Annotated in this window: 15 protein-coding genes; 12 read left to right on the top strand and 3 right to left on the bottom strand. The window is 69.2% G+C overall.

From position 1 onward, the window contains the following. The first annotated feature begins 71 nt into the window (after nt 1-71). The 6 genes from AB0J74_RS20525 (at nt 72) to AB0J74_RS20500 (ending at nt 8655) form a co-directional block, all read left to right on the top strand. Nucleotides 72-404: an Lsr2 family protein gene (locus AB0J74_RS20525; RefSeq protein WP_363450087.1), complete on the top strand. Its 333-nt coding sequence runs from the start codon at nt 72-74 to the stop codon at nt 402-404. Nucleotides 405-1647: 1243 nt separating this feature from the next. Continuing rightward, nucleotides 1648-4125, top strand: a complete 2478-nt coding sequence (locus tag AB0J74_RS20520; RefSeq protein ID WP_363450084.1) for a cutinase family protein — start codon at nt 1648-1650, stop codon at nt 4123-4125. Between the two features lie 925 nt (nt 4126-5050). Beyond that, entirely contained in the window at nt 5051-5401 is a 351-nt protein-coding gene (locus AB0J74_RS20515) for a hypothetical protein (RefSeq protein WP_363450082.1), read from the top strand. A 941-nt stretch (nt 5402-6342) separates the two neighbouring features. Next, entirely contained in the window at nt 6343-7590 is a 1248-nt protein-coding gene (locus tag AB0J74_RS20510; protein ID WP_363450080.1) for an epoxide hydrolase, read from the top strand. A gap of 59 nt (nt 7591-7649) precedes the next feature. Further along, entirely contained in the window at nt 7650-8156 is a 507-nt protein-coding gene (locus tag AB0J74_RS20505; RefSeq protein ID WP_363450078.1) for a VOC family protein, read from the top strand. Between the two features lie 289 nt (nt 8157-8445). Next, nucleotides 8446-8655 carry a hypothetical protein gene (locus tag AB0J74_RS20500; protein WP_363450076.1) on the top strand — a complete coding sequence of 70 codons (210 nt, stop codon included), beginning with the start codon at nt 8446-8448 and terminating at the stop codon, nt 8653-8655. Here the strand turns inward: AB0J74_RS20500 and AB0J74_RS20495 are convergent. Next, nucleotides 8644-9507: a LysR family transcriptional regulator gene (locus AB0J74_RS20495; RefSeq protein ID WP_363450074.1), complete on the bottom strand. Its 864-nt coding sequence runs from the start codon at nt 9505-9507 to the stop codon at nt 8644-8646. The genes AB0J74_RS20500 and AB0J74_RS20495 overlap by 12 nt on opposite strands. Nucleotides 9508-9623: 116 nt before the next feature. Between AB0J74_RS20495 and AB0J74_RS20490 the strand changes: the two genes are divergently transcribed. Continuing rightward, on the top strand, nt 9624-10256 hold the full coding sequence (locus AB0J74_RS20490) for a dihydrofolate reductase family protein (RefSeq protein WP_363450072.1): 633 nt from the start codon (nt 9624-9626) through the stop codon (nt 10254-10256). 648 nt (nt 10257-10904) lie between these two features. Continuing rightward, nucleotides 10905-11357: a hypothetical protein gene (locus AB0J74_RS20485; RefSeq protein ID WP_363450070.1), complete on the top strand. Its 453-nt coding sequence runs from the start codon at nt 10905-10907 to the stop codon at nt 11355-11357. A gap of 432 nt (nt 11358-11789) precedes the next feature. Here the strand turns inward: AB0J74_RS20485 and AB0J74_RS20480 are convergent, their stop codons facing one another. After that, the gene (locus AB0J74_RS20480; protein ID WP_363450068.1) at nt 11790-12662 is read right to left on the bottom strand and encodes an oxidoreductase; all 873 of its coding nucleotides are present in this window, start codon (nt 12660-12662) and stop codon (nt 11790-11792) included. A gap of 61 nt (nt 12663-12723) precedes the next feature. On the opposite strand from AB0J74_RS20480, the gene AB0J74_RS20475 reads away from it, so the two are divergent. From AB0J74_RS20475 to AB0J74_RS20465, 3 genes are all read left to right on the top strand, one after another. Then, on the top strand, nt 12724-13662 hold the full coding sequence (locus tag AB0J74_RS20475; RefSeq protein ID WP_363450066.1) for a LysR substrate-binding domain-containing protein: 939 nt from the start codon (nt 12724-12726) through the stop codon (nt 13660-13662). Nucleotides 13663-13905: 243 nt separating this feature from the next. Continuing rightward, complete coding sequence (locus AB0J74_RS20470) at nt 13906-14217, top strand: nuclear transport factor 2 family protein (protein WP_363450064.1); 312 nt, start codon at nt 13906-13908, stop codon at nt 14215-14217. A gap of 211 nt (nt 14218-14428) precedes the next feature. Next, nucleotides 14429-17200 (top strand): AAA family ATPase, encoded by a 2772-nt coding sequence (locus AB0J74_RS20465; RefSeq protein WP_363450062.1) that lies wholly within the window; start codon nt 14429-14431, stop codon nt 17198-17200. Between the two features lie 284 nt (nt 17201-17484). On the opposite strand, the gene AB0J74_RS20460 is transcribed toward AB0J74_RS20465, so the two are convergent. Further along, nucleotides 17485-17697, bottom strand: a complete 213-nt coding sequence (locus AB0J74_RS20460; RefSeq protein WP_363450060.1) for an AraC family transcriptional regulator N-terminal domain-containing protein — start codon at nt 17695-17697, stop codon at nt 17485-17487. Nucleotides 17698-17787: 90 nt separating this feature from the next. Here AB0J74_RS20460 and AB0J74_RS20455 point away from each other — a divergent pair, with 90 nt between their 5' ends. Next, entirely contained in the window at nt 17788-18867 is a 1080-nt protein-coding gene (locus tag AB0J74_RS20455) for an aldo/keto reductase (RefSeq protein WP_363450058.1), read from the top strand. Nucleotides 18868-18882: the final 15 nt, after the last annotated feature.

Genomic DNA, 18882 nt, shown 5'->3' with positions numbered 1-18882 from the left:
AAGCCGTTGTCAGCATTTTCCTAGATATTCGACCACGGCGGCCCTCACACATCGGGTTAGGCTATTCATGTTTGGCAAGGGACCACGACATCGACGGAGGCTACCCCGACGAGACGGTGACGTTCGCCCTCGACGGTATGCAATACGAGATCGACCTATCCAAGAAAAACGCAGATAAAATGCGGAACGCAATTGCGCCCGACGTCGGCGCCGGGTCCAGAGTCGGAAGGGGCGGGGAGGTCGTCGGCGGTCGCACTGCTCGCGGCCGCGGGCTTTCAAGCGTGGACCGCGAAAAGAACAAAGCCATCCGCGCCTGGGCCAAGAAGGAAGGCAAGGACATCTCCGACCGAGGCCGGATCCCCCAGGAGATCGTTGACGATTACCACGCCAAAGCCGGCCGCTGACAACCTCGACCACGGTTACCAGTCCGAGGATGTGGCCCGGGGCACACCCCGAGGCCAGAACCTCGCCATGCACTCGAACCCGGACAGTGCAGCACCCCCGCGACCAGCGCCGCTCCTACCCCGGCTGGATGCTCGAGAGCAGCTCAAGTGTTCGCCAGAAGCCGACATCGCGGCCCAATCCAGGAACCCACTCCACGTTTGGCCGCAGGTCAGGTTACCTGCGCCCCGCGGGCTGCTAGCTCAATCGGCAGAGCAGTGGACTTTTAATCCACCGGCTATTCAGAAGCCGAGCGCGGTGACCTGCCGATTCGTCGGTCGGGGGTATCCAATGTGGACCTGAGTTGCTCCGAAGCGTCTCATGTGTTCGTGTTCTGTCGAAGTATGCACTGCGTTGACCCGGCGCGCCCCGCCTACTTCCCCTCCTCTAGCAACTCCGGAGTGCGTCCAGAAGTGGCGAAACTTCTGGGACGGCGACGATGTAATCTCGGCTAGAGGTATCCTTGAAAGCGATTTCGGTGTCAACGGCAGCGGAGTGCGGGTCCGCAGCAAACGCCTCGAATCCCACGCGTTCTGGGCGCACGACGCTACGCGCTATCTCCGAACAACGGAAGCGGCTGCGGCCGCCGGCAAGATACTTTGCTGACAACGCGACTCCACCCGCTCATCGCTTCTGCAGCCGTTATTCGGTCAACGCGAAGGCAACCGCTGCCATTCGACGACATCGACTGTCGGCCCGAAGCCTTCGAGGCAGTGCGGCCGGCCCGCCATCTAGGGATGGCCGGCAGCGGGAGGGGCGTCTAGCGTCTTGGTTGCACCATAAGGATCGTTATGCCGCAGCGGTAAGGGCCTAATGATCCGGTGGTCTGTGCACGATCCGAGCACGAAGCTGATCTTCGGGACGTGGGCTATACACGGCCCCTACGCCGCCAAGGCCGGAGCCTTCCCCCGAAACAGCCACACCACTGCGGTTGTGAGCGGAGGAGTGGGTACAACCGGCCGAGCAGGACCCTGCAAAATGGGAGCCACGATTAAGAAGCCTTATGCCGCCTCTGCTGTTCCGGCGAGCGCTTGCCGAACCGGGTCCTTGTGCACTGTAACGACCGATCCCAGCCAATCCGTTCAGCGATCACTTTGGCCGGCGTCGTTAGAACGCCGTCGGGCGGCTCGACCCGTTCGGGGTCGTTCGGTCGGATGCGGTTGAACCCCCAGCTTCCATATTCGGGCCGATGGCGTTGACTGGCGAGTGTCGCCGTCGGACAGTCCTTGCGTTGCTAGCCAGCATGAGGAGAAGTCCGTGGGTGCAGCGAGAAAGCGTTTTGTGCTTCGACGGAGAACGGCGCTCGCTGGCATCGTCGCCGTGGTCACCGCGGGAGCCGCCCTGGCGGTCATTCCGCTGGCCTCCGCCGCCGACGTGGTGAGCTACACGGCCACGCAGACGATCCCTGTGCCGCCCTCGTCCGCTTACGCAGGAAGCGGCGGGGGGGACGGCTGGGCGGTAGCCGTCGGATCCGGCAAGGTGTACAACGTCTTTCACCATGCGTCCACCCTCACCGTGGCCTGCCACCTGCAGTCGGACGCCTCGGAGTGCGGGTCCCCGGCAACCGTCACGGATACGGCCGGCGCCGGATTCGCCACATCGGGGCAGCCCGGTCTTTGGCTGGACCAGGCGTCCGGAAAGCTGTACGTCTACGCGACCCGGACCACCGACGAGACCGGCGGGGTGGTCTGCGTCGACACGGCCACGCTGTCCTTCTGCGGTTTCACGGCGCTGACAGCGCCCGTGGACTCCCCGCTGAGCAACGGAATCAGCGCCATTTCGGACCCGGCTGCAGCCGGCGGGAAGTGGTGGGCGTTCAACTACGTTGCCGACGCCTCGGGCGGAGCCCGGAACAAGTTGCTCTGCTTCGACCTCACCGCCGGTACGGCGTGCCCCTCGCAGCCGTACGCCGTCGGATTCGGCGGCGGCGCCGTCACCACCACGAGCTACCCGCCGCCGGCGGTGACCGCGATCGGTACCCGGGTGCTCGTGCCGGCCGCGATCGATGGCACCGACCAACTGGCATGCTTCGACGCCACCCGGTCGGCCACGTGTTCCGGCGCTTGGCCGATCACGCTCGGCGGCTCCTACGTGTCCCAGAACGGTGCCGCGTTCCCGCTGCTTGACGCGACAGGCGGCAGCACCGGATTCTGTCTGCCGACCGGGACCGACCCGTGCTACGACCTGTCCGGAGCGTCCGTCGTCACCCCCGCCGGTCTGCCGGCGGCCGTCGGGGAAACCTCCGGGTGGAACGGTGGAGCGGTCACAGTCGGACCGCGAGTGTTCGTGCCGGACGGCATCCGCAACGCCGTCGATTGCTTCGACTACGCGACCGGTGCGGGCTGTCCCGGATTCCCCAAGGCGATGGCCGACCTGAATCTCTTGTACACGGTTAACGCCGACCCGCAGCGGCCGACCTGCATTTGGGTGAACGCGGACGGCGGTGCCAGCCAGATCCAGAACTTCGACGCCTACACCGGCGGCGCCTGCGGAGCCGGACCGGTCCGGGTGCTGGCTTCCAGCATGGTGGTGCCGACGGCGCTTTGCCGCCCGGCGACGTACACGTCGCTGCAGGTGACCCAGCCCGCGCGGACGACCTACGACACCGGCACGGTCGAGTTCCAGGACGGCGACGCCGCCCCGATCCCCGGGCTCGGCGACGGATCCCTGGACGCCACGGGCATGGTCAGCCTGGTCGGCCGGAACCTCTCTACCGCCACTGGCCTGCCCCAGTTCCTCATCACCCTTACCAACCCGAATGCGCCGGTCGGGCAGGTGGTCGTCAAGCTCAGCTGGACCGGCACAAACGACCCATCTTGTGTCAAGCCAGGCACGACCGTTGGCGGCGGCAGCATGCCACCCTCGTCCGGGCCGTGCGCCAACGTGGTCGTGATCGCGGCGACCGGTTCCGGGCAGCACTACAAGTCTGATCACGACCTGTCCGTCTCGCCGCAGCTCGCCACGTTGGTCACCGCTATGAAGTCGACCGCAGGCGGCAAGACACTCGTGCCGCGGGTGCTCAACTATCCGGCCACTTCGGTCGATGCGCTGTTCGCCGGCCTGAACACGATAAAGGCCCGTAACCGTGCCGACTACCTGATCCAGGCCCGCAACCGGCTTGCCGCGAACATCGACAGTTACCTGGCCGGCGAGAAGCAGGGCGTGGCCGCGCTGTGGGGTCAATACACGGCCGTGCGGTTCGGCTGCCCGGCGCCGACAAAGATCGTGGTGGTCGGCTATTCCCAGGGCGCAATGGTTGTCCACGAGTTCCTGAACCAGTTGGCCGCGACCCGGGACACCGCCGGCAAGAAGGCCGTGATCGGCGCTGTCCTGCTCGCCGATCCCGAGCGGATGAAACGCTCTGCGGTGCTGGAGATGTCGGATGCTCCGTACAGCTCGTACGGTGTGTGCGATGTGCTCAGCCTGGTGGTGCATTGCGCCGGCACGGACTCGCTGGCCGACGTGGCCCCGCCGTTTCGGGACAGCGCGGTGAGCGTCTGTAGCAGTGACGACCCGGTGTGCGACACCAGCGACGTGGTTCGCCGGTTCGCTGACGTCTGGTGGTACCGGCCCGGCCGCGACTCGCTGGTCAACTTGACCAAGGTCGTGCACGAGTCCTACCGCTACGACCGCTCGACGTCGACCGCCGGCAAACTGATCGGCCGCCGGATCGCCCGCGGTTAGACCCTTTCGGAGGGCGTCGATGTCGCCGTGGCGGTGATCTCGAAGCTGAAGAGGCTTCGGGGTGTGGTGCAGCCGCCACAAACCTGAACACCGGAGACCTCGTGCCGAGGGTGGCGGCAGCGAAGAGCCCACGACGTGACCGACGTGCGGTGGGCGGCGATGCAGCCGTTGCTACCTGCGGAAACGGGTCGTAGCCGCGCAGATGGACACGATGAGACTCCGTATCGCCCCGGGGGTCCGGTAGCCGGTGAGGGGATCAGGTCACGGCGGCGCGACGTTCGCGCGGCGAATCCACCGTGGCAGACGGTGTATCGATGGTGCCCCCGCGGGAAAGGCCTTCGTCAAAAATTAGGCACGACTCCTGCCGCCGCCCGCCTCTCCCTCACGCCTGACTGGCTGGCGCGATTCGCACAATCGCCCGTCGGCCTCCACGCCCGCTCGAGGTCCAGTTCCTCGACCGGACCCGCTCCGCCACCGCGGTGAGCAAGCGACACGCGGCAGCACAGCACGTGCGCTACGCGGCCGGTCCCGCACGCAGCGGAGGTGCGCCGACGGCAACTGGGAAGCGCCTCTTCTGCCGCAGACCGTCCTCGTCGGCGCGGGTCAAAATCAACTGGTGGACCGGCCGCGGCGACCGACCTCCACGCGGCACCAGGACACCATAATGGACACCACGCAATGGCCGAGCCTTTGCCCCCGCTTCGCCCCTGCGCGAGCTAGCGAACGAGCCATGTGGGGAGCGCCGTGACCCACTTGCTCGGTGGCAACACGACTTGTCCAAAGATCGCGCGCGGGCTGGCAGAGTCGGCCGCCCGAAACGGGCACAGACGGAGGCGGTGACCGCCTCCAGTCAGCAACACGGTTGCCGAGCTGAGCGAAAGACTGAAGACACGGGAACGTTGTGCGGGCGTCGTAGCGTGTAGCGGTGCTCGATACCATCCTGCCTGTCGCCTCCCTCCTTATCGGCGGCGGAATTGGCTACTTCGCGGATGCTAGCCGCGACAATCGGCAGCGGAAGGGGGCGCTCGACGCCCTGAACGCCACTCGGCGGCAGGCCCGCGACGACCGTCAGGAGGCTTTCGAACTCGACGTCCTGACGCGTCTCCTCGCCGCCCTGCGACGGTTCGGGCATGCGCAGCAACGCAGATGGTGGGACGATCAAGATGCAGCAGAACTCGGCGAGATCTACGAATTCAGAGCGATGAAAGCCTGCGGTCGCGGCCGAGGCCCGCACCGCGGAGGCGGACGTGAAAGGACTCGTCGAGCTTGTCCTTGACGATCGGCTTCGGGAGGGCGTCGAGCCGATGTTGCTGCTGAATCACGCAGTCCTCACCGCCGACGGCTGGGACCAGGCTTCGTCGCGGTGGGATATGTACACCGAGGGTTTGGACCGGGTGCTCCGAGACGTTGGTACTCGCGTGCGGGAGATTTACGTCAGCCACGGCTGAGGTTCGATGCCGCCGGCAAGATCATGCCCGCCTTGGGCCTTCCCGCGAATCCGATCACGTCTGGGCAACACCATTAGGACTGTTATGCGGGCTAGGGCGCCAGGCAGGCAGGTTGGGTCGTCGCAAGTTAGCGGTGCTGAAGGGCCACGCGCCGACTCATGGCCGCCGACACCGCCACCCAGCCCCGCCACCGACCCGGCGACGGGGTTCTCGTTCGAGCTGCCCGACCCGATCGAAACCGCGTTGCTCTGGCTGATCGCCCGCGCGGCCGATGGCGGCAGGCGCCCGACCACGCTGCGGCACCTCGCCGCCCGCGCCGCTACCACCGTCCCCGCCTGGCTGTCGCGAAACGGGCGCCGCGTGCGTGCCGAACGACTCACCCACGGGTCGCGGTTCACTCTCCACACGCCCGGGAGACCGTCTGCTACGTCACGACCACCGACGGCAGCGAGGGATTGCCCGCTGCCCGCCGGCGTCACGCCAGCACGGCACGATATCAACGAGCATCACCGTCTGGTTGCCTTTCGTATTGCCCCTGCGGTCGCGTCGCCGCGGGATTGCCCGTATGGCCTCGACCCGGAGAAAGCCGTTTTACCCTCGGACCACGTGGACTTGGCGCCCTGCCGATCTGCCACAAGATTCGCGCCGCGCCTTCACCGAAGATGCTCCTCGCGAGGTACGAGCCCGGGAGCGCCGAGCGTCCGCGGTACGAGGTCAGAGCCCATCCGCTCGATCTCGAAGGAGTGCATAGGCAGATTAGGAGAACCTTGTGGCTGTCAAGACCAAAACGCAACCGCGCACAGCTGAAATCCGGCCATTCGAGATCGAGTTCGCCGACGCGGACCTCGAGGATCTGCGCGCCCGCATCAACGCCACGCGTTGGCCCGAGAAGGAGACCGTCGACGACGACTCGCAGGGCGTGCCGCTCTCGCTCATGCAGAACCTCGCACGTTACTGGGCGAACGACCATGACTGGCGCAAGTGCGAAGCGCGACTGAATGCCTTGCCGAACTTCACCACGGAGATCGACGGGCTGGACATCCATTTCGTCCACGTCCGATCGAAGCACGAGGACGCGGTCCCGCTGGTCGTCTGCCACGGCTGGCCCGGATCGGTCATCGAGCAGTTGAAGCTCATCGGCCCACTCACGGATCCGACGGCATACGGCGGAACCGCCTCAGATGCCTTCCACGTCGTGATCCCTTCCATGCCCGGGTACGGGTTCTCCGGCAAGCCGAGCGGGACCGGCTGGGACCCCGTCCACATCGGAGCGGCCTACGTCGAGCTGATGAAGCGGCTCGGCTACACGCAGTTCGCGGCGCAGGGCGGTGACTGGGGCGCGATCGTCGTCGATGCGATGGCTGGCGGCCGCGCCGACCCGTTGGCCGCCGAGCCGCCGCCGCCGGAGCTGATGGGCATCCACACCAACATGCCCGGCGCGGTTCCGCCGGACCTGTTCGCCGCGTCGTTCGCGGGCACTCCCGCGCCGGACGGCCTCTCCGCCGAGGAACGGACCACGTACGACCAGCTACTCGGCTTCTTCGGTCCGCACGTCGCGTACGGGCTCATCATGGGGACGCGTCCGCAGACGCTCTACGGTCTGGCGGACTCGCCGATCGACCTGGCCGCTTTCATGCTCGACCACGGGGACGGGACCGGCCAGCCGGGCCTGGTTCAGCAGGTCCTCGAGGACCGCCTGGAGAGGCCGAGCGACCTGACGCGCGACGACATCCTCGATAACATCACGCTCTTCTGGCTGACCAACACCGGGGTTTCCTCGGCGCGGCTGTACTGGGAGAGCAAGCTGCCGTTCTTCGCCGCCAAGGGCGTGCGGGTACCGGTCGGCGTGAGCGTCTTCGCCGATGAGATCTACCGGGTTCCGCGCAGCTGGGCGGAGCGGGCGTACTCCAACCTCGTCCACTACGTGCAGCACGACAGGGGCGGCCACTTTGCCGCGTGGGAGCAGCCGCAGCTGCTCTCGGAAGACCTCCGCGACACGTTCCGATCGCTGCGATAGAGAGGCAGGAGCCCCGGGTCGGCGTGGTCAGGCAACCCGGGGCGGCGCAGGAGGTCAAGATGAGCACCCGGCAGCAAGAGCACGGCGGCGCAGCGAGCGCCGTCCAGGAGCCGACCACCCTCGAGGTCATCGCCATCCCGGTGGCGGACGTCGACCGTGCCCTGGGCTTCTACGAGGGACTGGGATGGCGACTCGACGCGGACTACGAGCCCGGCCCGAGATTCCGGATCGTGCAGATGACCCCACCGGGGTCGGCCTGCTCGATCCAGCTCGGCCGCGGAGTCACCCCGGCGGCACCAGGCAGTGCTCAGGGGACCTACCTCGTGGTCTCCGACCTCGAACAGGCCCGCGCCGACCTGATCAGCCGGGGCGCGGAGGTCAGCGGGATCTACCACAACGTGTACGACAGCGGCGAGCAGAAACGGGTGGTCGGACCCGCGCCTGACGGTCGCAGCTATGCCTCGTTCGCCTCGTTCACGGACCCGGAGGCAACGGGTGGCTCCTGCAGGAGATCAAGGAGCGGCAACCCGGGCGGTGATCCGGAATCAGGTGCCAGGTCCACCTAACCCGCGATGGGATGGTGCCTTTCGTTGATCGCTCCGCCGAGCAGCGTGCGTCCCGCGTCGACGCGGTGGTTCCACGGGCCGAATGGCACGGGGTCGGCGGGGCCGTCGGGGAGCACCCGCAGCGGGCCACTGATGGCGGTGGCGGCGGTCAGGACGGTGGCGGCGGTCAGGACGGTGCCGTCCGTGGCTCGTCCGGACCACGGAGGTCTGGCTCCGCCGTCACCCGTCGCACTGTTCGCGGCCGCGGTGCTGGTCCAGCCGGCACCACCGCCGCATCGACTACGTCTTCGTGGCGGCGCCGGTGCGCTGGCCGTCGCGGGTGGTCGTATGCCCCTGCCGGGTCGTCCTCACCGCGACCGCGGACGCCGCACCCTCCGACCCCTACGGCGTGCTGGCCGACCTCGATCTCAACGGCATCGCCCTCGGCGAAGGACGTGGTCTGGACGCCGGGGCCGAGACCGCAGCGCTGCTCTGGCGCCGGGGTGCGTCACGGCAGTGAGGTCAGGATCTCGAGCAGCGCGGTGGTGGCTGGCGGGTCCGGCGGGTCTCCGTATGTCGCGGCGTAGATCCGGCGAGGGGTGTCGGTGAACGGTGTGGCATGGACGCCCGGCGCCTGGTGCGCCCGCAGCGCGAGTCCGTTGACGATCGCGAGACCCATTCCGGCGGCCACCAGGGCCTGGGTGATGACGGTGTCGTCGCAGAAGTAAGCGAAGCGTGGAGCGAAGCCGGCGCGTTCGCATGCGGTGATGGTGGCGGCCCGACAGCGTTCGCAGCCGCCGACCCAGGCGGACTCGCGGTGGTCCTCGAGGCGCTGATCGGGGTGGTCGCTAACCAGGTAGAGGGGGTCGTCCAGCAGGTGGGTGAGCCGGAATCCCTCCGCCTCGTCCGGGGGAGTGTCGGCGTTGCGGAAGATCAAGGCGCTGTCGACGGTTCCCGATCGCAGCATCCGCAGGCTGTCGACCGGATGGGCGTCGATCAGGTTCAACTCGATGCCCGGGTACGACCGGGAGAGCGCGGCGGCTGCCTTCGGCACGAGGGTGCTGAGGACCGTTTGGAAACCGGCAAGCCGTACCCGTCCGGCACGAAGCCCTACGCGGGCGGCGAGCTCGACCGACGCAGCGTCGAGTCGCCCCAGGATCTCCGCCGCTCGTCGCGCCAGCAGCTCTCCTTCGGGGGTCAGCCGGATACCGCGGCCCACGCGTTGGATCAGCTTGGCTCCGGTGGCGGCTTCCAGACGCGCCAGGTGATGGCTGACCGATGGCTGCGAGTAACGCAGTTCCTTCGCGGCCGCGGTCACCGAGCCGTGGCGGGAGACCGACTCGAGCACCGTGAGCTGAGTCAGGTTCAACATGCATCAAGTTTATCTATGAGATATCGGCGAACTTGGCATTAGACGTCATGACAATGAGGCTGGAAACATCGCTGATGACCGCGAAATGACCGCCGGCGACCGAAGGAGCACCAGCCATGTCACTCGTTCGCGTGCAGAACTTCTCCATCTCACTCGACGGCTTCGGCACCGGCGAGGGTCAGAGCCGCGACGCACATTTCGGTCACGCCGGAGACAGGCTGCACGAGTGGATGTTCGCCACCCGGTCCTGGGAGCAGGGCGGTAGCGGAGGCGTCGACGACCTCTTCGTGCAACAGTTCGAGTCCGGGATCGGTGCCGAGATCATGGGTGCTGGGAAGTTCGGCCACCCCGGATGGCACGAGGACCCGGATTGGAAGGGGGCGTGGGGTCCCAACCCGCCGTTCCACACGCCGGTCTTCGTCCTGACCCACCACACCCGCCCACCGATCGAGATGGAAGGCGGCACGACGTTCCACTTCGTCGACGCGTCGCCGGCCGAGGCGCTCAAGAGGGCCCGCGAGGCCGCCGGCGACCGGGACATCCGCCTCGGCGGAGGCGCCACGATGATTCGCGAGTTCGTCGTTGCCGGGCTGGTCGACCATATGCACGTCGTGGTGGTCCCGATCCTGCTCGGCCGGGGCGTGCGCCTCTGGGACGGGCTGGAGGGCATCGAGAAGGACTACCGGGTCGAGGCCACCTCCTCGTCCAGCGGAGTCACCCATGTGACGTTCACCCGCGACGGCGCCTGAACCGCCACGTCACCGGGACGCGGCACCGAGTCGTCGGAACGCGGCCATCAGGTCGCTGGACTGACCTGCGACAAGGAACACCCGAACGTTCCCGGCGTCTTAACGCTCTACGCCGTTGCGCGCGCCGAGCGGAAGCCCTCACCACCGGAGGCGGGCTTCATCGCGTGTGCGGGTGGCTGGCGGCTGCCGAGGACGCGGACCCGGTCTGGCGTTACAAGTCGCACAGCTGGACGGCATTGCTGCGCCACGGCGCATTGCTGGAGGGAGAGCAGACGGGACGGCTCTGACAGCGGCTAGGTGATGGGCCGGGGGCACGAGTCGCGTGGTCGGCCTCGTGGGCACTCCGCGGATTGATATTTGGCTCTATTCTCGCGGCGTGGCGTTCACGTCTTGGTTGGGACGGCGGCGTGCAGACGACGGGTCGTTGCAGCGGGTTGGCGACTCGGTCGATGAGGCCGTGAGGCTCTTACATGCAGGACGTTACGACAATGCGGTGCGGCTGAGCGAGCAGGCCGTGGCCGTCGTCGCGGCGTTGGAAGCCTCCGGAGTAGACCTCGACCAGCGCCGAACTCATGTCGCCGGTTCTCGGCCAGTCTGTTGAGTAGCTGTACTCAAGGCCGGCTGCACTGACCACCGTACGGTTCAGTCATGCCTTCGAACCGGATCCGATCCTGGAACAGCCATGTGCTGCAGGCGATTGGTCTGACGGTGGTTGCGGTCCTGTCTGCCCTGTCATGGTTCGCCTGGATGGGGTGGGATCACGAGTACCAGGTCGATCCGGTCACTGGTCTGCAGAGTGGGCCGTTCGAGACGTGGCAAGTGGCTGGCTGCGCATTGTCGCTACTGATGGTGTTGGGGACCGCGCTGGTGGCCGGCGTGCGGCCGGTGCCGGCCTCAGTCACGTTGACTGTCGCGTTCACGGCGAGTTGGACCGTGCAGGCGGCTCGCGACGACGACACCGGTTTATACGCCGTCGGAGCGTTGCTGTTGCTCGTCGGGCTGGGTGCCGGAACTGCGGTAGTGGCGGTCGCGGTCTCGGGTCTGCGCAAGCTGTGGACCAGCCAGGGACGTACCGCCCTCCCACGTCGCGGGATTACCTGAGGCTGCGAGACGCGAACTTGGACATCGAATGCCGCAACGGTCTGTCGTAAATCCCGCTGCCACCATGCGACCCAAGGCCTCATCTCCTGTCAGGGACAGTCGGCGATCATCTTCCTGCTCGAGTTGAGACCAGTCGCACAAGCCTTCTCAAGCGTGGACTCGACCGGCTGCTGCGGCCCACCGCGGTGAACGGCTTGTCTCCGTTCGATAGGCGCACATCGCTGTCAGTGCAAGTCGCTACCCGCCTCGCACCATAGTGGACATTATGCGGGTGTGAGCTTGACCCTCTCCGCCGGACGCATCGGGTGTGGGGTCAGCTTCGCTGGTCGGGGGGCGCCGTTCGGCGTCTATGAGCCCGCCATGGCATTTGGCGATCATGTCCGGTCCGCACATCGGTTTGTGCGAACGGCGTTGGGTGTCCGGTGTACATAGTCACGGGCGGGGCAGGGCACCGGAGGGGTCGTGCGCGCCGTCGAAGGCGGTCGCGCGAGAGATGGGCGCCCACTCGCGGATGCCGGCCGAGACCGTCTCCAGGTGGGCCAGGATCCCGTCGACCGCGTCGGCGCCCAGGGGCAGCCGACGGGGGGTCGATCGGGCGGCCAGCGCGGTCAGGATCGCAGCGGCCGCTTTCGCCGGGTCGCCTTCCTGGGCGCCGTGCGAACGGTCGAGGAAGGACTGGGTAGCGCCGACCGTCGCCGCGTACGCCGGCAGTGGCGTGCTGCGTGTCATCGTCGGCCCGAGCAGCCCGGTGCGGAAGTTGCCGGGCTCGACGACCAGCACGCGGATGCCGAGCGGCTCGACCTCGGCCGCGAGGGACTCCGAATAGCCCTCGAGGGCGAACTTGGTCGCGCAGTAGGCCGAGAAGCCGGCGTTGCCGACCATTCCGCCGTAGGACGACAGCTGCACGATCGCGCCCTCGCCACGCGCGCGCATGCCGGGCAGCACGCTGCGGGCCAGCGCGGCCGGCCCGAACACGTGCACCTCGAACAGGGCACGCAGGCTCTCGTCGGAGTCCTCCTCCGCGGCCCCGACGTGCCCGCGACCCGCGTTGTTTACCAGCACGTCGATCCGCCCGTAGCGGCGCTCCACGTCGGCGACGCGCGCCGCGATCGCCGCCGGGTCGGTGACGTCAAGCGCGAGCGCCTCCACCCGGTCCGGGTTCGCAGCCACGAGTTCCTTCATGCGCTCTGGACGCCGGCCGGTCGCCACCACCACGTCCCCGGCCGCGGCCGCCGCCGCTGCGATCGCTCGGCCGAGCCCGCTCGTGGCGCCGGTCACCAACCACACTCTGTCCGTATCGGTCATAGAGCCAACAGTCCCGCGCGGCCCCGCCGCCGTCCAAGACCCGCTGTGATAGCCAAGAGGAATGGACGTTCACCTGCGCGATCTGCGCTACTTCGTGGCGGTGGCCGAACGGCTCCACTTCACCCGGGCCGCCGAGGACCTCTACGTGAGCCAGCCGGCGCTGTCCAAGCAAATCCACGCACTGGAGAGCCAACTTCGCGCGCCCCTCTTTGACCGGGACCGCCGGGTCGTGCGGCTCACCCCGGCCGGCGCCGCGCTGCTGCCCGCCGCGAAGGCCGTGCTCGCCGCCTGGGCGGACGCCGAGGCGGGGCTCGCCTCAGTCGCGTCCCGGCGGGAGATCGTGGTCGGCATGAGCACCGGGCTCGGCCGGTCCCTGCTACCCGCGCTGCGGGCTCGGTTCGCCCGGCTGGCGCCCGGAGCCGACTTGATCATGCGGCAGGTGGCCTGGGACGACCCTACCGGCGGGCTCGCCGCGCCCGCCGGTCGACCCGCGGCGAGTCCGCGTCAGTCGGGGACGCGCGAGGCCGACGCCGCATTCGTCTGGTTGCCGCTCCCTGGCCCAGACCGCTTCGAGTGGATCGAGGTCGCCACCGAGGAGCGGGTGGTCGCGCTCCCCGCCGCACACCGGCTCGCCGGGCTCGACACGATCCCGTTCGACGCCCTCCTCGACGAGCCGTTCCTCGCCCTTCCGCCGGAGAGCGGCGAACTGCGCGACTTCTGGCTGGCCGTCGACGGCCGGGGCGGCCGAGCGCCGATCGTCGGCGGCGAGGTCTCCACGGCGGAGGAGACCGCGGAGGCGGTCGCCTCTGGGGTGGGCGTCGTGCTGGTGGCCGCCGGCAATGCCCCACTGCTGGCCCGTGCCGAGACCGCCCTGGTGCCGGTCATGGGCCTGCCACCGGCCCGGCTGGTGCTGGCCTGGCGGCGCGACGACGACCGTCCACTGGTGACGGCGCTCCGAGCCGCCGTGGCCGGCTGGGTCGAGCACAGCATCCCGTCATAGCCAACGGTTATTGCCACGGGTCTTGGACCGGGCCGCCGCCCCGGCCCCAGGATCGTCCACATGCGAATGACTCCGCGCACAACGACACTCCACGCCGCCGCTCTCGTGGTCATCTTTTTCGGCTCCGTGGCATGCGGTGCCGACCCGGAACCGCGGGCCGAGAATCCGAACGCCGGCGTGGCGGCCCCTGTGCCTTCGCCGGATCTTGATCTGTCCGAGACGGAGCGGAACGCCGCGACGGACGTGGCACGACGGTTCGCCGTCGCCGCCAATGCCGGCGACCAGGCCGCCGTTGCCGCGTTGTTCGCGCCCGACGCGCGGTTCGACAGCGTGGGGCGGATCTACCCGGACCGGGACGCGATCATGGAACGGTTCCTGATCCCGGAGGTGCTCGACGCCGGCGGTCGCTACGAGCCGGGTGAGCAGCGGTGGGAGGGCGACCGACTGGTGGTGACCTACCGGTACGACACCGGGTCGGGCGGCACGGAGAACTTCACCTACGCCTACCTGATCCGCGACGGTGTGATCCGTGACGTGATCGGACGATACGTCTGAGCCGCCTCGACCGCGACGTGCCGATCAGCATCGAAGCGCTGGCGCTCCGCTCACCCAAGGCGAACTCCCCGACGGACGTCACCGCCGAACTCCTGGTCGTCGCCACCCGCACGGCCGTCGACGTCGTGACCCGAGGGCTTACCGCCCCCGCTGGCAGTCCGGCGGATTAGGCTCGAACCACCTGCGAACCCGCTCCACGGGAGATGTCCGGATGAATCCAGGACATGGGCTTCACGGTCGGCGCGCCGAGTGTGGGGTGCTCGACCAGCTCCTCGGCGAAGTACGCGCCGGCCAGCACATGGTGCTGGTGTTGCGCGGCGAGTCCGGTGAGGGCAAAACCGCGCTTCTCGACTATCTGGGCGACAAGGGGGCGGACGCGCGGATCATCCGGGTCACCGGCGTACAGTCCGAAATGGAGCTTGCCTACGCCGGTCTGCAACAGGTCTGCGTCACCATGCTCGACCAGGTCGACGCGCTACCGGCGCCGCAGCGCGACGCGCTGCGGGTCGCGTTCGGGCTCGTCGACGGGCCCGCGCCCGACCGGTTCCTGGTCGGGCTCGCGGTGCTCACCCTGCTTTCCGAGACCGCCGGCAGCCGCCCGCTGATCTGCCTGATCGACGACGTCCAGTGGCTCGACCGCGCCTCGGTGCAGGCTCTGGCGTTCGTAGCGCGGCGGCTGGGCGCCGACCCGATCGCTCTCGTGTTCGCGCAGCTCGAGCCCAGCGACGACCATGAGCTGGAGGGGCTGCCGGAACTGGTCGTGACCGGTCTCGACGACCAGTACGCCCGCGACCTGCTCGCCTCCGTGGCGCCGGCGTTGCGCGACGAGCGACTGCGCAACCGCATCCTCGCCGAGGCCCGGGGCAACCCGCTGGCCCTGCTCGAACTGCCCGCCGAGCTGTCCGCCACGGAGCTCGGTGGCTGGTACGGCTCGTCGAAGACCTGGCAGACCGAGAGCCGGACCATCCGGATCGAGCGGGCGTACGTGCGGCGCGTGCGGGCGCTGCCCGCACCGACCCAGCAGTTCCTGCTGCTGGCCGCCGTCGAACCCGTCGGCGACCCGACCGTGTTGTGGCGGGCCGCCGAGGCGCTGGGTCTCGGCGAAGAGGTCGCGGCGCCCGCCGAGGCCGCTGGGCTGATCACCCTGGCGACCCGGGTCCGGTTCGCCCACCCGCTGGTGCGGTCCGCCGTGCACCGGTCTGCCGACCGTCCGGACATCCAGCGGGCCCACCGAGCGCTGGCCGACGCGACCGACCCGCGGACCGATCCGGACCGGCGGGCGTGGCACCTCGCGGCCGCGGCGACCGCGCCGGACGAGGCGTTGGCGGGCGAGCTCGAGCAGTCCGCCAACCGGGCGCGGGCCCGGGGCGGGGCCGCAGCCGCGGCCGCTTTCCTGCGGCGGGCCACCGAGCTGACGCCGGATCCCGGCCTGCGTGGCCGGCGCGCGCTGGACGCGGCCCAGGCGGCGTTGGCGGCCGGCGCTGTCGACGCCGCCGACGAGCTGTTCGCCGCGGCCGAGCTGGCCGGCCTCGACAGCCTGCAGACGGCCCGCCTCGAACGACTGCGCGCCAAGGTCGTGTTCGCCCGCAGCCGGGAGGCGGAGGCGCCCGTCCTCCTGCTCGACGCGGCCCGCCGGTTGACCCCGCTGGACGTGCCGCTGGCCCGGGAGACCTATCTCGAGGCGCTGCTCGCGGCGGTCTTCGCCGGCGCGGGGCGGCTCGAGCCCGACCGGGGCATCCGTTCCGTCGCCGAGGCGGCTCGCGCCGCGCCGGCCATCCCCGGCTCGCGCCATCCGGTGGACCTCCTGCTCGACGGGCTGTCGGCCCAGTTCATCCAGGGGTACGCGGCCGGGGCGCCGACGTTGCGGCGGGCGGTCGAGGCTATCCGGTCCAGCGACGGTCTCACGCTGGTCTGCCTGACGGCCACACTCGTCGCGGCGGAGCTGTGGGATGGGCCGGCCTGGCTCGACCTGCTGGGCCGCAACGTGCGCGGCGCCCGTGAGACCGGCACGCTCAACCTGCTGCCGCTGGCCCTCGACTACCTCGGCAGCTTCCATATCCATGCCGGTGACTTCGTCGCCGCGACGGCCACGACCGAGGAGGCGGCCGCGCTCAATTCAGCCCTGCACGTCATGCCGCCGCCGTACACCCCGATCATGTTGGCGGCCTGGCGCGGCGACCAGTCCGGCGCGGGGAGGGTCATCGAGGCCAGCATCCAGGACGCGTTCCCTCGCGGGCAGGGCAGCGCCCTCGTGCTGACGGAGTACGCGGCCGCGGTGCTCAACAACGGTCTCGGCCGGTACGCGACGGCGCTGGCGGCGGCCCAGCGGGCGACCACCGGCGACCAGCTGGTGGCCAAGTCATGGGCGTTGCCCGAGCTGGTGGAGGCGGCCGCGCGGCTCGATCGATGGGACGTCGGCGAGGCGGCGCTGCGGGAGCTGACCGAGCGGACCCGGGCCAGCGGGACGCCGTGGGCGCTGGGCACCGAGGCCTACGCGCGGGCGTTGCTGAGTCACGGCCCGGACGCCGAGGACCTCTACCGCACGGCGATCGACCGGCTCGAGGAATGCCACATGAACGCCCACCTCGCCCGGGCCCATCTGGTCTACGGCGAGTGGCTGCGCCGCTGCAACCGGCGCGCCGAGGCCAGGGGCCAGCTGCGCCGCGCGCACGACATGCTGTCCCACATGGGCGCCGAGGCTTTCGACGAACGGGCCCGCAACGAGCTGCAGGCGACCGGCGAGAACGTGCGCCGGCGCACCTCCGACACCATGCTGGATCTCACGCCACAGGAGTCGCTGATCGCGTCGCTGGCCCGCGACGGGCGCACCAACCAGGAGATCGGCGCCGAGCTGTTCATCAGTCCCCGAACGGTCGAGTGGCACCTGCGCAAGATCTTCGCGAAGCTCGCCATCGGGTCGCGCCGGGAGCTGCGGGACGCCCCGCTGGACGGGGGAATGGTCGCCGCGTCGGCGGCGAAGTAGCCCCTGGATGACTTCGGGACCACCCCAGCCCCGGTCCCGTGGCACGCGGGCCCGGCTTCACCCGGGTTGACCACCAGGCGACGGCGTGGCCACCGTCATGGCCGACCATGGGTTTTCGGTCGACTGCGGATGAGCCTCGAACATGACAAGTCCCACCTCGACCCGAACGCCCTGCATGGCCTCCGATCAGCACCGACGACACGCCGGGCGGGCGCCGACCCACGCCAGCGCCGTGGCTTCCGGTGTCACCCCGGCCTCGGCCGCGACCTCCTGCAGCACGTCGATCACCTGCCAGTGGCGCTCGGCGGGCGCGCCGACGAGTTCGCCGCGCCGACTGCGGCGTGTTTCGCGCCCTGCGCGACGAGGGCGAAGACCGGTGTGGACTGGGTCGGCATCGACTCGGTGGGGTGGTCGCTGCGGTGTAGCACGAGGCCGGCCGGTGTCAGGCGTCCGGCGTGGCGCAGCACCAGGTCCCGGATCTGGGCCAGCGCGTACATGCCGCCACCCTGCCGACTTTGGCAGGATCGGGCAACGCGCTGGCAGCATCGACCTACCCGGTGCCGGGGCGGGAGGGGTGGACTCGGCACATGCCACTCGACAGTTTCGTCACGCTGGGCCGCTCCGGCCTGCGAATCAGCCCCTACACGCTGGGTGCAATGACCTTCGGCGAGGACCACGGCTGGGGAGCCCCGGTCGCCGAGTCCGAGGCGATGATCTCCGAGTACCTGGAACGTGGCGGCAATTCGATCGCCACCGCCAACATCTATACCAACGGACACTCCGAGAAGATCATCGGTGACTTCCTGGCCGCTCGGCCCGGGCTGCGGGAGCGGATCGTTCTCGGCTCGAAGTTCTTCGGCAACCTGTTCCCCGGCGACCCGAACGGCGGCGGCGCCGGGCGCAAGGCCGTGGTCGCCCAGGCCGAGGAGTCGCTGCGCCGGCTGGGCACCGACTACCTGGACATCTACTGGTTGCACAACTGGGATCGTGGGGTCCCGATCGACGAGACGCTGCGCGCTCTGGACGACCTGGTCACGGCCGGCAAGATCCGATACGTGGGGTTGTCCGACCTGCCCGCTTGGAAGGCGGCAGAGGCGCAGGTCGTCGCGCACTTTCGTGGGTGGACGCCGGCGATCGGGATGCAGCTCGAGTACTCGCTGCTGGAACGCACCAGCGAGGGCGAACTGATCCCAATGGCGGCCGAGCACGGGTTGGGAGTGCTGCCGTGGAGTCCGCTCAAGAGCGGCTGGCTCTCCGGGAAGTTCGCCCGCGGCACCGACACCGTCGACACGCTGCGCGGCGGCCTGATCGGTGGTCCCGGGGAGCAGGACTGGCGGGTCATCGACGTACTGCACGAGGTCGCCGCAGAGGCGGCGGTGACTCCCGCCGCCGCGGCGCTCGCCTGGGTCGCGGCCCGCCCCGGCGTGACCTCCGTGCTGATCGGGGCGCGGCGCCTGGACCAGCTCAAGGCCAATCTGGACGCGGTCGACGTAGAGCTGCCGGCCGGGCTGACGGAACGGCTCGGTGAGGTCTCCGAGCCGGCCCTGAACTTCCCGGCCGTCAACAACCGCGACCTCGCGCCGGCCCTCGCCTTCGCCGGCGCGACAGTCGACGGTCGGCGTACCACCGTGCCGCTGCCTCGCGGCGCCGGCAACGTTCGCTACTGACACCCGATAAGGGAG

It is taken from the genome of Asanoa sp. NPDC049573, from assembly GCF_040676615.1.
Lineage (GTDB): Bacteria > Actinomycetota > Actinomycetes > Mycobacteriales > Micromonosporaceae > Asanoa.
This window is presented reverse-complemented; position numbering and strand designations above follow the sequence as displayed.